Below are 18,530 nucleotides of genomic sequence, written 5' to 3'. Positions count from 1 at the left end.
TCGATGAACCGATATTTATTGAAGACGCTTCCGGCATTGGCCCTCACCGCCCTGTTGCCCTCCCATGCCCAGGCCTCGCAACCGGGCCAGGTATTTCGCGACTGCAAGGACTGCCCGGAGATGGTCGTGCTGCCCACCGGCACCTTCCAGATGGGCACGCCGGACAACGAGGTCGGCCGCGAGCCCGACGAAGGGCCGATGCACCCGGTGACGTTCGACAAGCCGGTGGCAATCAGCCGCTTCCAGGTGCTCAAAGGCGAGTGGTTCGCCTACCTGCGCGACAGCGGCTACGTGATGCCTGACGGCGACAAGCGCCCCGGCCGCGCGTGCCAGGCCGGCATCCCGGATTACCAGGGCAGCGATCCGCGCAAGCAATACACCGACCGGCACCCGGCGGTGTGCATGGATTTCGCCGAGGCCAGCGCCTACGTGGCGTGGCTGTCGAAAAAAACCGGCAAGCCGTATCGGTTGGTCAGCGAGTCCCTGCGCGAATACGCAGCGCGCGGCGGCAGCGATGGCCCGTTTCCCTTCCCGTTCGATGAAGGCAAGGACTACAGCATCGCCCAGCACGCCAATACCTACGGCGCCGCCGATGGCTACAACTTCACCGCGCCGGCCGGCAGCTTCGCGCCCAATGCCTTCGGCGTATACGACATGCACGGCAACGTCTACGAATGGACCGCCGATTGCTTCAACGAAAACTACCTCAATGCTCCAGGCGACGGCAGCGCAGCGCTGACGGGCAACTGCAAAGTGCGGCGCATCCGTGGCAACGACTGGGGCGAAGCACCGGTGTTCTCCCGTTCGGGCAACCGCAACGCGGTGTTCTCCGATGCCCGCGGCGATTGGCTGGGGTTCCGGGTCGCCCGGGATATGTAGCTCAACCTGCCCACCCAAATACCTCTTTGGACATGGTGGCTCTGTGGCGAGGGGATTTATCCCCGCTGGGTCGCGAAGCGGCCCCCAAGCAGGCAACACCGATCAGCCAGAGATAACGCGGCGATTCCATTAGGGCTGCTTTGCAGCCCAGCGGGGATAAATCCCCTCGCCACAATATGTGTGTCAGGTGGTTCCTCGTTAAATCCCCTTTCCCTCCAATCGTTCCATAGGTGGGCGCGTCCCAACCGGCGTGCCGCCGTCCTCCAGCCCATGCGGTGAATGCCCCCGATGGCCTTCGCCCTTTTTATCTAGCAGGGAACCTCCATGAGCCAACCACAACGCGGGGTGATCAGTGAACTGTTCATCCTGCTCAAACCCTTCCGGCTGATTGTCGTAGGCTCCATCCTCTTGGGCATGCTCGGTGGCCTGAGCATCACCGCCCTGCTGGCGACCATCAACGACGCGCTGAACGCCGATGCCGGACCCTCGCCACACATGCTCGGGACCTTCGCCGGGCTTTGCGCGGCGGCGCTGCTGACCTCGATCCTGTCGGACATCGGCACCAACCATGTCGGCCAGAACATCATCGCCAGCCTGCGCAAATCCCTCGGCCAGAAAGTCCTGCTGGCACCGATCGAACAGATCGAGCGTTTTCGCAGTCATCGGCTCATCCCGATACTGACCCACGACGTCAACATGGTCAGCAACTTCGCTTTTTCCTTTGCGCCATTGGCCATTGCTTTCACCGTCACCCTCGGTTGCCTGGCCTACCTGGCCTACCTGTCATTGCCGATGTTTGCGCTGCTGCTGGTGGCATTGGTGATCGGCACGGTCATCCAGTACGTGGCGCGAGCCCGTGGCATTCGCGGTTTCGAAGCGGCCCGCGAGGCTGAAGACGCCCTGCAAAAGCACTACAGCGCGATCGCCGCCGGCGCCAAGGAACTGCGTATCCATCGGCCTCGTCGCCAACGCATGTTCAGCCAGCGCATCGAAGCCACCGCCGAGCAGATCTGCGATACCAACATCCGCTCGGTCAACACCTTCGTGGTCGCCAAGACCTTCGGCTCGATGCTGTTCTTTGTGGTCATCGGCCTGGTCCTGGCCCTGCAATCGCTGTGGCTGGGCATCGACAAGGCGGTGCTCAGCGGTTTTGTGCTGGTGCTGTTGTATATGAAAGGGCCGCTGGAATACCTGGTGATGACCTTGCCGGTGATCAGCCGCGCCAACATTGCATTCAAACGCATTGCGGAGTTGGCCGAGCAGTTCTCCTCGCCGGAGCCACACCTGCTGCTCAATGATAAGAGCGTGCCCAAGCCGACGATCCAACAGCTTGAATTGCGTGACGTGCACTACGCCTTCCCGGCGGTCGACGGCAGCCAGGCCTTCGCCCTCGGACCGGTCAACCTGTCCATCGCCCAGGGCGAGATCGTATTCATCGTCGGCGAGAACGGCGGGGGCAAGACCACGCTGATCAAATTGCTGCTGGGCCTCTATGCGCCCCAGGGCGGTGAAATTCTGCTCGATGGCAAGCCGGTGCTGGCTGCGCAGCGTGACGATTATCGCCAGTTGTTCACCACGATTTTTGCCGACTACTACCTGTTCGATGAACTGGTGCAAGGCGACCAGCAAGTGCCGGGGACCGCCAATCGCTACCTGGAGCGCCTGGAGATTGCCCACAAGGTCAGCATTCGCGACGGTGTCTTCAGCACCACCGATCTGTCCACCGGCCAACGCAAGCGCCTGGCCCTGCTCAACGCCTGGCTGGAAGAACGCCCGGTGCTGGTCTTCGACGAATGGGCCGCCGACCAGGACCCGGTGTTCCGACGGATCTTCTACACCGAGCTACTGCCGGAGCTGAAGGCCCTGGGCAAGACCATCATCGTCATTTCCCACGACGACCGTTACTTCGACATCGCCGATCAGCTGGTGCGGATGCAGGCCGGTCACGTCGTCACTGAAAAGGTCCCGGCAGCCTTCGCCTGAGCCTGCCCGACGCAATGCTGTCTACCGCGAGAACACCATGAACGAATTGCTAGATGATGATCTGCTGGCGCTGCTGCTCGATGACGCCGCCGACGATCTGCACGCGCGGTCCAACCGCAGCCGGCTGGACCGCGCGCCCTTGTCTTTCGCCCAGCAACGCTTGTGGCTGGAACAACAGCGCGACCCGACCCGGTCGGCCTACAACCTGCCACGTGCCCTGCGCCTGACGGGCGAGCTGAATGCCGATGCCCTGGAGCAAGCGCTGAATCGGGTCATCGACCGGCACGACATCCTCCGCACCGCGTTCATCGAAATCGACGGCGCCGCGACCCAGGTGGTTGAGCGCAACGCCTGCCTGGTCCTGCATCGCGAAGACCTCGCCGGGCTCGACCAGCCGACGCTTTCGCAGCGCATCGAGCAACACGCCCGGCGACCGTTCGATCTCACCCAGGCGCCGCTGATGCGGGCCACACTGCTCAGGCTGAGCCCTGCGGAACATGTGCTGTTGCTGAATATGCATCACATCGTGTCCGATGCCTGGTCCAACACGATCCTCATGCAGGACATGACCCAGGCCTATGCCCAGGGCTTGCTGGGCGATCCGTCACCGCTGCCGCCGTTGCCCCTGCAATACGCCGACTACGCGAAGTGGCAACGCGGCGAGTACTTGCAGAGCCTGGCCTGCCAGCGCGGCGGCGAATACTGGAGCGAGTACCTGGGCCACGACCTGCCGACACTAGAACTGCCACAGGACTTTGCGCGCACCGCGAGCCAGACACACATGGCCGGCCGTGTGCAGGTGGCGCTGGCCCCGGCGATGGTCCAGGCGCTCGACACGTTCTGCCAACGCCAGGGGCTGACGCCGTTCGTGGTAGCACTGGGTGCCTGGCAATTGCTGCTGGCCCGCTACAGCCGCCAGAACGACTTCACCGTCGGCGTTCCCAACGCCAACCGCAACAACCATGAAAGCCAGGACCTGGTAGGTTTTTTTGTCAGTAGCCAGGTGTACCGGGCGCGGATCGACTCGACCCGCAGCGCGCTGGATTTTCTCCGCGATCTGCGCGTGCAGTCCCTCGCCGCGCTGGAGCATGCCGATTACCCGCTGGAATTGATCCTCGATCAATTGGGCGCCAACCCGCTGTTTCAGGTCCTGTTCAACTGGCGCACCGGATCACAGGCGGCGTCGCTGCCAAGTCCGGAGCAATTTATGCTGGAGTTTCTCGACACCGGCGAAAACCAGGCCAAGTTCGACGTGTCGCTGGATGTCGACTATTCACAACAGCAGACCGTGGCGACCTTCGAATACAGCCGTGACCTGTACCGCGCGCAAACCATCGAGCGCATGGCCGAGCATTGGCAGAACCTGCTGCGCGGCCTGATCGAAACGCCCGGCTGCGCCCTCGGCGAGCTACCGTTGTTGAGCGCCGATGAACAGCGGCTGACCCTGAACGACTGGAACCGCCGGCCGACCCGGTTGCGCAACGAACAGTGCCTGCACCAGGTGATCGAAACCCACGCCGCCAACACCGCAGAGGCGATAGCGCTGACGTTCGAAGGGCAGCACATGAGCTATGCCGAGCTCAATCGACACGCCAACCAATTGGCCCATCGTTTGATCGAACAAGGCGTCGGGCCAGACGTGCTGGTCGGCATCGCGGTAGAACGCACGCCACAGATGATCATCGGCCTGCTGGCGATTCTCAAGGCCGGCGGCGCCTACGTACCGCTGGACCCGGCCTACCCGGCTGATCGCCTGGCCTACATGATCGAGGACAGCGGCGTCAGGCAGATCCTGACCGAGGCCCACCTGCTTGATTCGCTGGCGCTGCCCGTCGGCGTCGACTGCCTGTTGCTGGATCCGGTCGATGCCGTCAGCACCTGTCCCGAACACAATCCGCACGTGCCGATGGATCCGGACAACCTGGCCTACGTGATCTACACCTCCGGCTCCACCGGCAAACCCAAAGGCGCACTGCTCGCGCACCACAACGTCAGCCGATTGTTCCAGGCCACCGACCATTGGTTCGGTTTCGGCCAGCAGGACGTGTGGTGCCTGTTTCACTCCTACGCCTTCGATTTTTCCGTGTGGGAGATCTTCGGTGCCCTGCTGCATGGCGGTCGACTGGTCATCGTGCCCCACGCCGTGAGCCGTTCGCCCGAGGATTTCTACGCCCTCGTCTGCCAGGAAAAGGTCACGGTGCTCAACCAGACCCCATCGGCATTCAAGTCATTGCTGCAGGTGGCCTGCGCCCCTCAACAGACGCTCGTCCACCGGTTGCGACAAGTGATTTTCGGCGGTGAAGCGATTGATGTGCAGAGCCTGCGCCCCTGGTTCGAACGTTTCGGCGACCAGACACCAGAATTGATCAACATGTACGGCATCACCGAAACCACGGTGCATGTCACCTGGCGGCCGCTGTCGTTGCAGGATTTGCATGGCGAGGCCGCCAGCCCCATCGGCGAGCCCATCGTCGATCTGTCCTGGTATTTGCTCGATGCGCACCTGAACCCGGTGCCCAAGGGTTGCATCGGCGAGCTGTACGTCGGTCGCGCGGGCCTGGCCCGTGGTTACCACCAGCGCGCCGACCTGACCGCCAGCCGTTTCATTCCAGACCCGTTCGACCCACTGCCGGGCGGACGCCTGTACCGCACCGGGGACCTGGCCCGCTACCTCTGCGACGGCAGCATCGAATACATCGGACGCCTCGATCATCAGGTCAAGATCCGCGGCTTCCGTATCGAGTTGGGCGAGATCCAGGCGCGCCTGCAAATGCTTCCGGCGGTCCGCGATTGCGTGGTGTTGACCCATGAAGGCCCGGGCGGCCTGCAATTGATCGCCTACGTCATCCCGACGCAACCGGCCTCGGCCGAGTTGCGCGAAGGCCTGCTGACTGCGCTGAAAACGCAGATGCCGGACTACATGGTGCCCAGCCATCTGTTATTCATCGATCACTTGCCGCTCAATGCCAACGGCAAGCTCGATCGCAAGGCCTTGCCGGAACCGGACGCCGACCTCCGGCATTCGACCTACGTGGCGCCCCGCACGCAGTTGGAACAGGCCCTGGTGCAACTCTGGCAACAGTCGCTGAAGGTCGAGCGCGTGGGTATCAGCGACAGTTTTTTTGAGCTGGGTGGGCATTCGATCCTGGCGATCGAGCTCATCGCCAACCTCAAGGCACGCCTGAACCACACGGTGCGCCTGCAAGAACTGCTGGCCAACCCGAGCATCGCCGAACTGGCCCGGTTCATTTCGCAAAAACACCGCGAGCAGACGCAGTGCCTCGTCGCCCTGAACAACGCGCCCGCCAGCGCACCGCAGCTGTTCTGCCTGCACCCCAGCGGGGGCATCGTCTTCTGCTACCAGCCACTGGCGCGCAAACTGCAAAATCGCGCACGCACCTTCGGCGTCATGCACCGCGGCTTCAGCGAACCCCATGCGGGCCCCGAGGCCTGGCACCAGATGATTGCCGACTACAGCCAGGAAATCGTCTCGGCTCAGCCAGAGGGTCCGTATTACCTGATGGGATGGTCCCTGGGCGGGGCGATTGCCCTGGACATCGCGGCAACCCTTGAAAGCCAGGGTCATACGGTGGGTTTCCTGGGGCTGGTGGACAGTACGATTCCCGAGCACCTGTATCCCGCGACGTTGCCGCGTCATCGGGAACTGCTTGCGGAGAAAAAAACCGACCCGACCTCGCAGGATCTGCATGAGGCAATCGAGTATTTCGATCTGCTGTTCCCTGCTCTTACGGAACGCACCGCGGTCTTTCGACGGGAACACCCTGACAGCTCGGTCAAGGCCTTCCACGAGTGGGCCGCCGGCCAGATCGAGCCTGAGCGAGGCGACTTGCTGTCGGTCGTGCAGAGCGTCAAGGAAGAGGTCATGAATGCCCTGGCGTTCTCGGTGCATGACCGGTTGCTGGAGGCCTTTGAAGGGTTCACTTTCAAGCCGGTACGGGTACGTCCCAGCTGCTGGTGGACCGAGGCGGAGAAAACACCGCAAGAGCTGGCGTTTTGCGAGGCGTTGGTCAGGGAACATAGCTTGACTGGCGAGTTGCAGTGCTCGGTGCATTCTCCGTTGCGCCATCGGGGCATGATCTTTGATGAGGGGTTGCTTGATTCGTTGGTTGAGGTGTTTTTGGGGGGCTTGGCGGGGTAGCGCTTGATTAGTTGATCGGTGTGTATATCCGGTTTTTCGGTAACGGCTGCTTAGGGTTCCGCCCTTACGGCGGCTCACTTTTGAGAAGCGCAAAAGTAAGCAAAACGCTTTTGCCCCACCACTTGGTGCCTCGCCTAGGCTCGGCATGCCCTCACTCCGGCATTGCTCCGTGGGCCGCCGCGAAGGGCCATCCCTGGCCCAGCGCGGCTATCCCGGCATCCTTGCCGGGATGCCCACTCCACAATGCCTGCGTTCGGCCAGCGTGGTTAATGGGGCGCCGCAATCAACGTCCACGGCGAGGCGGCCTTAGAGCCGACCTGGTTCTTGCTGGGGTCCGCGTTCCTTCTGTGGGAGCGAGCCTGCTCGCGAAGGCGGAGTGTCAGTCGATGAAGATGTTGGATGTGCCGGCCCCTTCGCGAGCAGGCTCGCTCCCACAGTGATTCCCTGTGGGCCGTGAAATCTGTTCTGTCGAAAATCCAGTGTGGGAGCGAGCTTGCTCGCGAAGGCGGAGTGTCAGTCGATGAAGATGTTGGATGTGCCGGCCCCTTCGCGAGCAAGCTCGCTCCCACAGTGACTCCCTGTGGGCCGTGAAATCTGTTCTGTTGAAAATCCAATGTGGGAGCGAGCTTGCTCGCGAAGGCGGAGTGCCAGTCAATGAAGATGTTGAGTGTGCTGGCCCCTTCGCGAGCAGGCTCGCTCCCACAGAAGGAACGCGGACCCCAGCAAGAACCAGGTCGGCTTTAAGGCCGCCTCGCGGTGGACGTTGATCTCGGGCGCCCCATTAACCACGCTGGCCGAACGCAGGCATTGTGGAGTGGGCATCCCGGCAAGGATGCCGGGATAGCCGCGCTGGGCCAGGGATGGCCCTTCGCGGCGGCCCACGGAGCAATGCCGGAGTGAGGGCACACCGAGCCTGAGCGAGGTGCCGAGTGGTGGGGCAAAAGCGTTTTGCTTACTTTTACGCTTCATAAAAGTGAGTCGCTGTAAAAGCGAAACCGCCAGCGGCCATAACCAAAGAAATGGATATGCACAAAAAAAACCGACCCGCAAAACCACAGCGGATCGGCCTTCCGCCTTAGATCAGATCAAAACTGCGGTGTATATTTCACGGTAAACATCAAATTCCTAGGATCGCCGAAGTTGTTGTTACCGTTGATCTGGTTGTAAGCCGGCGTGATGTACGTCTTGTCAAACAGGTTGTTGGCATTGACCGCCAACCCGATCTCCGGCGTCAACTGATAGCCGACACGGGCATTCCACACGGTGTAACCCGGTACGTCATAGTTGAGGTCGAAGACCTGCGTATGGCTTTGGGTAGTGAAGCCCAGGCCCGCGTTGAACCGGTTCCAGTCACCGGTGAACTGGTAGTTGCCCCACACCCGGAGCATGTGTTTCGGCGTCCAGGTACTGAAGACACTGCCTTCGTTATCCGGATCTTTCAGGTATTTGGTGGTGTTGTAGGTATAGCCCGCGAACAGCTGCAGATTGTCGACCACCTCACCGCTGATTTCGGCCTCGATGCCCTGGCTACGCACCTTGCCCGAGGCTGTCGAGCAACCGAAGCCACCACATCCCGAACCGCCGTCATTGACCGCACGGTTTTCATGGTCGTAGCGGAAGACAGCCAGGGAAGTATTGACCCGACCGTCCATCAATTCACCTTTAAGACCCACTTCATAGTTGGTGCCGATGACGGGCTTGAGCACGGAACCGTTGGCATCAACGTTGGTCTGCGGCTGGAACACGTCGGTGTAACTGGCGTACACCGCCCACTCACGACTCAAATCGTAGACGATACCGGCGTATGGCGTGACCTCCCCCGTCTCACTTCCAGTGCTCGGCGCGTTGGGGGTAATACCGGTTGCCCGTTCCGTTTTCGACTTGTAGCTGAAGTCATACCAGCTGACCCGGGAGCCGAGGATCAGCGTCAGGTCGTCCACCGGCTTGACGCGCCAGGTACCGTATATGCCTTTCTGGCGGATGTCGTACTTGCTCAGTGTGCCCATGCCACCCGGGCTGTTGATCAGGCCCTCATAGCTGATGTCCGGACGGTTGTTGTCGAGGTCGAAGATATTGTCGGTGCTGCTGTTGAAGGTCCGGGCGTATTTGTCGTCCGTCTCCAGCTGGGAGTAGTTGCCGCCGAGCATGACCTCCTGCTCCATCGACAGGGCTTCGAACTTGCCGACCAGGTTCATGTCCAGACCCACTTTGGTGGACTGGAAGTCAGTCACGAAGTCGGCATATTGCACGCGGCTGCCATCCGGCAGCAGGCCGCCAGGACTTTGCGTGCGCTGGTTTTTCGCCTGGTTGTCTTCGGTCATCTGCACGGCACCGACCTTGAACGCCCAATCCTCGTTGAAGCGATGCTCCAGGTCGGCGTACAGCGTGGTGACGTCGATATCGGAACGGTTCCAGCGCGCGCCGGTGTAGGTCGAGCGCGACACGTCCGGCATCGAGCCATCGGCGTAGCGTGGCAGGCCGCGGATGTTGCCACGCGACTCGCCATTGGATTGGCTGGCCGCGAAGCCCAGGGTGGTGTCTTCGCTCAGGTCGATGTCCAGCGAGCCGTAGAGCGAGTGGGTCTTGTTCCAGGCATGATCGACGAAGGAATGGCTCTGGTCTTCGTCGGCGACGATACGACCGCGGATGTTGCCGGCTTCGTTCAGCGGGCCGCCGGCGTCCAGTTGCAGGCCGTAGTGATCCCAGGAGCCGGCCTTGCCGGTCAGGGTAACGGTCGGGGCGCTCTGGCCACGCTTGCGCACCAGGTTGACGGCGCCGCCGGGGCTGCCGGTGCCTTGCAGCAGGCCGGACGCACCACGGAGAATTTCCAGGCGGTCGAAGAAGATCAGGTCCTGGGTTGCCCAGTTGCCCAGCGAGTAGGTGTTACGCGGGATCGGCACACCGTCGTACTGCCAGTCATCGATCTGGAAACCGCGCGACGACAGGATCATGCCCTGACCGACGCCCTGCAGGCCGACGACGCCAGTGGTCTGGTTGACGGCGTCCTTGAGGCTGACCAGGTTCTGGTCATCCATCTGCTTGCGCGTCATCACCGTGATCGACTGCGGAATCTCCTTCAGGGTATGAGTGCCCTTGCCGATGGTCACGGCATTACTGGTGTACGAGTTGCTGCCTTCGGTGGTGGCCTCCGGCTGCTGCGCGTTGATGGTGGTCGCGCCCAGTTCCAGGCCTGCGCCGGAGCCCTTTACCAGCATCAGGGTATTGCCCTCGAGGCTGTGGCGCACGCCGGTGCCCTTGAGCAATTCGGTGATGGCCGCTTGCGGGCTCATCTTGCCGCTGACGCGATTGCTTTTCAGGCCGGCCAGTTCGTCGGCGTTATAGATCACTTGTTGGTTGGTCTGCTCGCCGAACGCTTTTAATGCCTGCGGCAGCGGTTGCGCAGGGATGTTGATGCTGACGTTTTCAGCCATCACCTGGGCGCTCAATGGCAACACGCAGACCAGACCCAGGCCCGTCAACACCCGGCGCGAACGCAGGCCGCGGGACATGACCAATGCCTTAAACAGCGGTTTCAACTCATGAATTGCCGACATCGTGCTCTCTATTATTGGTAGAAGTGAAAAGTCCATGGGGGCCGAAGGGCCTGCCGCTCGCCAGCACGGTGTACCGCTGACCGACCCCTCCCCGGGTACGGTCATCCGACTGGACGACAGCTAAATTTTTCCTGGACACGACCGGCGCCTGGGCAGCCCTGCCCGAGCCGATTTGCCCGCATACCTTAGTAAGACGCAGCACCTGGGAAAAACCGGAATGAGTTTATTTATCATTCGCGCAAAAGCTCAAAAAAAAAGCCGATGCGAACGGGCACCGGCCTCTTGTTGATTGAAGCGATCGTTCCTACGCTCCCGCGTGGGAACGATCAAAACCTCACTTGGCAGCTTGCAGTTGCCGAGCCTGCTCGGTTAGCCGGGCCTTTTCCTCGGGACTCAGCGCTTCCATGCGCAAACGTACCTGAGCGATTTTTTCCAGTTGCCCCGGACTGCCCTCCACCGCTCGCAAGGCCATGGCCAGGGACGCCACGGTCGGATGATCGAAGACCAGCCCAGGATGGATGTCGCACTGCAACAACTTGCGAATGCCGGCCACCAGCTTGATCACCAGCAGTGAATGGCCGCCGGCGGCGAAGAAGTCGCGCTCGATGCCCAATCGTTCAAGCCCAAGCAATTGCGCCATGCGCGCGGCCAGCAGTTGCTCCAGCGCATCGCGCGGCGCGGCATCCTCCTCATCGCTGATCACGACCGCCAACTGCTGCAACGCCTTGCGATCGATCTTGCCGTTGGCCAGCCGTGGGAAACGTTCGATCAGCTGCAGCTGCTGCGGCACCATAACGCCGGGCAGGCGCGCGCTCAGTTCGACGCGCGCGGCGTCGAGCACGCCCGAAGACAGGCCTTGCCGGGGCACGACAAATGCCAACAAGCCCTGCTCGCCGGGCAATACCAGCGCTTCGGTCACCTGCGGTACACGTAGTAGCTCGGCCTCGATTTCCGCCAGTTCGATGCGGAACCCGCGCACCTTGACCTGTTGATCGCGGCGACCGTGCAACTGGATCCCGCCGTCCGGGCGATAACGCGCCAGGTCGCCGGTGCGGTACAGGCGCTGCGCCGGGTCGAATGGGCTCGGGATGAACGTCTGCTCGTCCGCCTTGGCATTTACGTAACCCCGGCACAACTGCGCACCGCCCAGGTACACCTCGCCCAGCACACCCACCGGCGCCAGGCGCCTGTCAGCGTCCAGCACGTAGACCTGGTTATTGCCCAGCACCTGGGTCAGTGCCGAACAATCATCGGCAGCGCCATCCAGCGCCAACCTATGGATCATCACTCCGACCGTGGCTTCGGTCGGCCCATAGTGGTTGAACACCCGGCAATCGCTGCGCAACCGGGCGATACGCTCGACCAGCGTTGGCGCAATCGGCTCGCCGCCAAGTACCAGGACGTGCGGCAGCGTCGCCTGCTCACTGTCGAGCAACGCCGCGAGGTGCGACGGCACGATTTTCAGGCAGTCGATCTGTTGTTCTCGCAGGAACCCGGCAAAGAGCGCGCCGTCCTGCATCTGTTCATCACTGGCCACATGCAAGGTCGCGCCATTGAACAACGCGCCAAACAGCGCCGTATTGCCCAGGTCCGCCGCCACGGTAGAGCTCAAAGCGACGTGTTTGCACTGGCTCAGCCCCAACGCCTGGCTGGCCTGGGCGGTGTAGTTGAGCAATTGCCGATGCTCGATCACCACGCCCTTGGGCACGCCGGTGGAACCTGAGGTGAACAACACATAGGCAATGTCATTGCCCTTGGTCGTGAGGGCCGGCAACGGCGTGTTTGAAGAACGATCAAGCTCGGCGATTGCCAGCGCCTTGAACGGCTGCGCCTGCCAGGCAGGCAAATGTGTTGCATCGGTGAGCAACACAGCGGCACCGGCCTGCTCCAGCATCAACGCCTGACGGGCCTGGGGCCACTGGATATCCAACGGCAGATAAGCCGCGCCGATGCGCCAGCTTGCCAGCATCGCGATCACCAGTTCCGCCGAGCGCGGCAAGGCCAGGGCAACAATCGACCCTTCGCCCAGGCCTTGGTCCATGAGGCCCTGTGCGACGCGCTCGACCTGATCTTTCAACTGACCGTAGCTCAGCGATTGACCAGCCTCGCTCAGGGCGATGGCGTCCGGCGTCTGCAGCGCCAGCTCGGCGATGCGCTGCGGCAGGTAACGGTTATCCACCAATGCCTGCATCGCCGGGTTGATCGCCCGCAAACGCTGCTCCTCGGCGTCGCCGAGCAAGTTGAGCTGCGCCAGTGGCGTGTGCCCAGCCACGAGGATCGAGGCCAGCAGCACCTCGTATTGTTCGAGCACGCTGCGGACCGCGGACTGCGAATAACCCGAGCGGGCATAGCAGAGGTCGACCGCAACCAGCTGTTGGGTGTCGTCCAGTTGAATCTGCAGCAGCAATTCGAACGCATCCCGCCCAGGCAAGGGCTCAGTCGCCCACGTCAGGCCAGCGCCGCTGCGAACAGAATTCGCCGGGGCAATCGCGAAGCCATAGGCCGGATACGCCGCCTCCGACGCCAGTTCCGGCGTCCAGTATTCCTGCCAGGTGCGATGGGTTTCGAGACGCGTCGCCAGCTCCACCAACCACTCGCCGAACGGCGCGTCGGCGGGCAATGGAACGTAAAGCGGCAGGTTCTTTTCGAACACGCCGAAGGCATTGGCGAAGTAGTCATAGTCGCCACGGCTGTCGTGGCGCACGCCGACCAGCGCTTGCTCAAGGCCACCCAGGCGTCCCAGCAGCACCCACCATGCGCCTTGCAGCAACGTCGCCAGCGGTTGGCCGAGCTGCTCGGCCAACCGTTGCAAGGCGTCGCGTCGGGCCGGCTCGAAGATCAGCGAAATCTGCGCATCGGCTGTTCCACCGCCAGCACGACGCGCAGCCAGCCACGGCGTGTCGATCGCCGTCTGCAGGCCGTGCAAATGCTGCTGCCAGTAATTTCTTGCAGTGCCGGCATCTTCATCCAGCACCACTTCGCTGCGCCACTCCAGGTACTGGGCAAACTCGCCGGGCGCCTCTTCCTCCGCCACATCGCCGGCGTAAGCCTGCCGTAGCTGTTCAAGCAGCAGGTTCATCGACGGCGCATCCGCGCTGTGGCGGGCGACGCCCAGCAGCAGTTGCCATTGCCGAGACGCCAGACGATAAAGCACCGCCTGGACACTGGCCGATTCGCCGAGCACAAAAGCCCGGCCGAGCGTCTCGCTGATCTGCGCCCGGACTTCCTCGGCCGGTTGTTCGCTGGCTTGTATCGTCAGTGGGAAGCGTCCCGCATGGGCCACCTGACGCAAACCGTGGAAACCGCCGACCTTGGTCAGTCGCGCCAGCAACATCGGCTGCTGCGCCACCAGCGTGTCGAAGGCGACCTGCAATCGCTGCGGGTCGAGATCACCGTCGATAACCACGTTCAGCCAACGCAAGGCCTCGCCGCAGGTCACCGTGCCCGACAGTTGCTCAAGTGCCCGTTGCTGCTCGGGCGTCAGGGCGAAACCCGCTTCCTGCGTGTCCATCGTCACCTCGTTCATGCTCCGCTTTCCTCGGTATTGAATGCGCCACGGACCGATCGCCCGGCGCCCGCTGGACGCTCCAGGCTGGCGTGGTCGTACATATCGCCCATGGCGACGACGATCTTGCGCGGCCCCTCGTACGGGTCGCGGGCGTGGGCCACGAGCATGTTGTCCAACAGGATCACGTCACCTTTCTGCCAGTCGAAACGCACCGCGCAGGCTTCGTACAACTCACCGATACGCGCCATCACCTCGTCTTCGATCGGTGTGCCGTCGCCGTAGTACACGTGCCGGGGCATGCGCTCCAGGCCGTACATCGACAACAGGTCCTGGCGCACGTCCGGCTCCAGCCAATGGATGTGATGCAGCTGCACCTGGTTGAAGAAGGATTTTTCCCCGGTGATCGGGTGCGTGATGATCGCCGGCCCCGGCGTGCGGGTCTGCAGTTCATCGTTATCGAGCCAGCGCCACTGGATGCCGCCAGCCCGGCAGCGGGCCTCCACTTCAAGGCGATCCTCGGTCTTGAAGAAGTGCTGCCACGACACGTCGAGTTTGTCGGTGAAGGTGCGCACGTACAGCAAACCCTTGTCTTCGAACTTCTCGCGAAGGTCCGTCGGCAGCTTTTCGTACATCAGGCGGCAATCCACCACCGGGGTCGCGCCGCCCACGGGTGCGGCCTGCTCGCAATAGAACATCTGCTTGCGCGGCCAGCGGTCCTGGTGGGAGCTCTCGTTGTGAAACAGGATCATCTTGCGTTCCGGGTACGGCGTGGACCGGTAGGTGTTCTTGCCGCCTTCCTTCTTCGGCAGGTCGCCGTACTGGCCGTACAGCCCCGGCTGGATCGCTTCGGCGAACGCTTCGAAGCCCTGGATACCGTCCAGTTCGAAGCCACGGAAGAGGATGCCGGCGTGCTCGGCCAGCTTCTGCTCGATCAACGGCCGGTTCTGCCGGATCCACTCGATGACGTCCAGGTGCGGCTCGCCAGGCTCCAGCATCAGCGGGAAACGCTGGGGCGCCGCCACCAGCGATTCGCGCACCAACGCCGGACGCGGCCGCGCGGCCGGGGTCGCCGAACGCTTGAGAAACTTGCCCAGTTTGTCGGCCTTGGGCCCCGGGACGTTGGCAGGCGTGGCGGCTGTCGCCACGTTGTCGACTGGCATGCTGATAGCTCCCAATTGAATGTCCTGATCAGCGACGATCTGTTCCAACAGGGCCGTCCAGGCCCGGATCAGGTACTGGATGCGCTCATGTCCGAACAAGCTTGTGGCGAATTGCCAATTACCGCGCAACTGCCCTTCTTCTTCGTCAACGAACAATGCCATGTCGAATTTAGAATGGTTCTGCAGCGCCGGCATGAACTCGACGCTCAAGCCGGCCATGGAACGCGTGCGCACCGGCACGTTGTTCATCACGAACAGCACCTGCAGCAACGGGTTCATGCCCTTGTGTCGCGGCACGCCCGCGGCCTCGACGATCTGGTCGAACGGCAGGTCCTGATGCTCCAGCGCGCCGAGCAGATGGTCCTGGGTCTGCGCCAGGAACCGGTTGAAGGCGACATCGGCGGCAAAGCGCGAACGCAACGGCAGGACGTTGACGAAGAAACCGATCAGGCGCTCCAGCTCGGGTTGTTCGCGCCCGGCCACGTCAGCGCCGACGACAAGATCCTGCGCGTCGCAGAGGCGATGCAACAACACCTGGAACGACGCCAGCAACGTGCTGTACAGCGTGACGCCGGCCGCGCTCGACACCCGGCGCAACGCCGCGCTCAGCCCGGCAGGCAGCTCGAACTGCAGCGCATCGCCCGCAAAGGAGGCCGTCTGGCCGCGTGGATTGTCCAAAGGCAAATCAAGACGCCCGTGGTAACCGTCGAGCCGCTGCTTCCAATAATCGCCCTGGCGCGCCAGCACGCCTTGGTCTTCCAGCGCCTGCTGCCACAAGGCGAAGTCATGGTACTGGACCTCCAGCGGCGCCAGCGGCATGGGCTCGCCGCGCAGGGACGCTTCGTAGATCTGCACCAGTTCATTGATCAACAGCCCCATCGACCAACCATCGGAAATGATGTGGTGCATGGCGTACAACAACACGTGCTCGGTCGGCCCCAGGCGCAGGATCCGCCCGCGCAGCAATGGCGCCTGTTCCAGGTCAATCGGGGTACTGGCGTTGTCCAGGATCGCCTGGGCCACTTGCTCTTGCCGGGTGCCGGGGGACAGGTCGGACAGATCGACCAACGGGAAATCCAGCCGGACCTCATCGGCAATCAGCGCCAGCGGATCGCCTTCGTCATCCTGGACATACGCAGTGCGCAGCACGGCGTGACGGCGTGTCACTTCGGCAAAGCTGCTCATCAGCCGCTCGACCGACAACTCGCCGCACAACCGCAGCGCCATGGGCATGCCATAGGCCGAGGTGCCGCCAGCCAGCTGCTCGGCGATCCACAACCGTCGCTGCACCAGCGACAGCGGTGCCGATTGCCGTGGCCCATGGGCCTTGAGTCGGACCTGGCTGGAATCGCCGGCCCGCGCCGCGCCGTCGCCGGTCTCGCTCATCAGCGCCGCCAGTGCCTTGAGTTGCGGATGGTCGAACAAGTCGCGCAGGCTCAGCGGATGACGCGTGAGCTTGCGCAACCGGGAGATGGCCTGCGTCGCCAGCAAGGAGTGACCGCCGCGCTCGAAGAAATGGTCGTTGCGCCCGACCTGTTCCACTTCCAGCACTTCTTGCCAGATGCCGGCGATCCGGTGCTCCAGCTCGCTGGCCGGCGCCTCGTAACCGCCCTGCAAAGACCCGGTTTCGATGCTCGGCAAGGCCTTGCGGTCGAGCTTGCCGTTGGGGGTCAGTGGCAGGTGATCGAGGAACAGCCAGTGGGCCGGGATCATGTAGTCGGGCAGGTGCGCCTTGAGATTGGCCTTGAGTTGATCGCGCAGAGTATTCGCGTCGGTCGAGGCCGCCACGTAAGCCACCAACTGCTGCCCGCCGGGACCTTCCTGGGCCAGCACGGCGACGTCGTTTACCTCGGCTTGTTGCAGCAGCCGCGCCTCGATTTCCCCCAGCTCGATGCGGAAGCCGCGGATCTTCACCTGATGGTCGAGTCGGCCCTGGTATTCGAGCACGCCATCGGCGCGATAGCGGCACAGGTCGCCGGTACGATACAGGCGTTCGCCGGTGGTCGAGAACGGGTTCGGCACGTATTTCTCGGCGGTCATCGCGGCGCGCCCGAGATAACCCCGGGTGATGCCCGCGCCGCTCAGGTACAGCTCCGCCGAGACACCTTGCGGCACCGGTTGCAGGTTGGCGTCGAGCAGGTAACTGGCGGTGTGCTTGAGCGGGCGACCGATGTTTGCCGTACCGCCGGCGGTGCGGCGGGTCCAGGTGGAATAAGTCGTGTCTTCCGAGGGGCCGTAAAGATCGTAGACATGCTCAACCCCACCGACCTGTTCACCCACCACCTGTGGGAGCGAGCTTGCTCGCGATGGCGTCCTGGCAGTTAGCCCCTCATCGACTGACCCACCGCTATCGCGAGCAAGCTCGCTCCCACAGATTTTGGGTGTCGGGTAGAGGGCATCCACCAGGCTCTGCTTCAGCGGCTCACCGGCCAGATTGATGATGCGCACGCTGTCCGGGATCTCGCCGCTGCGCTGCAACGCGGCGATCGCCGAAGGCACGGTGTTGATCAGGCGCACCTGATCGCGGGCCGGCAGGTGCGGCAGTTCCAGGGCGTTGCGGGCGATGATCAGCGAGCCGCCGTTGGCGAGGGTGACAAACAGCTCCCACACCGACAGGTCGAAGCACACCGAGGTCGATGCCAGGACGCCCTGGATATCGTCGCGGCTGTAGACGGTTCTGGACCAGTCGATTAGCGCCAGCACATTGCGGTGGGCGATGGCCACGCCCTTGGGTTTGCCGGTGGAGCCGGAGGTGTAGATGACGTAGGCGAGGTTGTCTGGGGTGACCGTTGTGCCCGGTGCGTTAAAGGGATATGAGCTCAACTCAATCCGGTCCAGCATCAGCACTTCGGTGCCAGCCGGAACCGTCAGCGTCTGCGCCACCGCCTGCTCGGTCAGCAACACCCGCGCACGGCTGTCCTCAAGCATGTAGGCCACGCGTTCGGCCGGATAATCCGGGTCCAGCGGCACGTACGCGCCGCCGGCCTTGAGCACCGCCAGCAAGGCGATCAGCAACTGCTCGGAACGCGGCATCGCCACGCCGACCCGCACTTCCGGGCCGACGCCCAGTTCGATGAGTTTGTGGGCCAGGCGATTGGCGCGGCCGTCGAGTTCGCTGTAGCTCAGGCGCGTGTTGGCAAAGGTGACCGCCAATGCGTCAGGAGTGGATTGCGCCTGGCGGGCGATCAGTTGGTGAACACAAACGCCTTGTTCGAACGGCGCATCGACCGGATTCCAGTCATGGGTCAAACGCTGATGCTCATCGAATTCCAGCATCGACAGTTCAC

General features: G+C 62.8%; 6 protein-coding genes and 1 pseudogene (1 of these 7 cut by a window edge). 3 read left to right on the top strand and 4 right to left on the bottom strand.

The window, feature by feature from the left end:
* The first annotated feature begins 3 nt into the window (after positions 1-3).
* The 3 genes from M1E16_RS08435 (at position 4) to M1E16_RS08425 (ending at position 7,021) form a co-directional block, all read left to right on the top strand.
* A complete protein-coding gene (locus M1E16_RS08435) occupies positions 4-879 on the top strand; it encodes a formylglycine-generating enzyme family protein (protein ID WP_458129634.1) in 876 nt (291 codons plus the stop codon).
* 324 nt (positions 880-1,203) lie between these two features.
* Positions 1,204-2,862 (top strand): cyclic peptide export ABC transporter, encoded by a 1,659-nt coding sequence (locus M1E16_RS08430; protein ID WP_458129633.1) that lies wholly within the window; start codon positions 1,204-1,206, stop codon positions 2,860-2,862.
* Positions 2,863-2,899: 37 nt separating this feature from the next.
* Complete coding sequence (locus M1E16_RS08425) at positions 2,900-7,021, top strand: amino acid adenylation domain-containing protein (RefSeq protein ID WP_458129632.1); 4,122 nt, start codon at positions 2,900-2,902, stop codon at positions 7,019-7,021.
* Between the two features lie 744 nt (positions 7,022-7,765).
* On the opposite strand, the pseudogene M1E16_RS08420 reads toward M1E16_RS08425, so the two are convergent.
* The 4 genes and pseudogenes from M1E16_RS08420 to M1E16_RS08405 all read right to left on the bottom strand — a co-directional run.
* Positions 7,766-7,879, bottom strand: a pseudogene (locus M1E16_RS08420) (nucleoid-structuring protein H-NS); the annotation flags it as partial.
* A gap of 227 nt (positions 7,880-8,106) precedes the next feature.
* Positions 8,107-10,575: a TonB-dependent siderophore receptor gene (locus M1E16_RS08415; RefSeq protein ID WP_458129631.1), complete on the bottom strand. Its 2,469-nt coding sequence runs from the start codon at positions 10,573-10,575 to the stop codon at positions 8,107-8,109.
* A gap of 334 nt (positions 10,576-10,909) precedes the next feature.
* Entirely contained in the window at positions 10,910-14,101 is a 3,192-nt protein-coding gene (locus M1E16_RS08410; protein ID WP_458129630.1) for a non-ribosomal peptide synthetase, read from the bottom strand.
* Positions 14,098-18,530: the 3' portion of a non-ribosomal peptide synthase/polyketide synthase gene (locus tag M1E16_RS08405; protein WP_458129629.1), read on the bottom strand. It continues 9,157 nt past the right edge of the window; the window shows 4,433 of its 13,590 coding nt (coding positions 9,158-13,590); the start codon falls outside the window, past its right edge; its stop codon occupies positions 14,098-14,100. Before M1E16_RS08405 ends, M1E16_RS08410 begins: the two co-directional genes overlap by 4 nt.

It is taken from the genome of Pseudomonas sp. Z2-11 (assembly GCF_054161305.1).
Note: the sequence above shows the minus strand (reverse complement) of the source record. Positions and strands in the feature narration are given on the sequence as shown.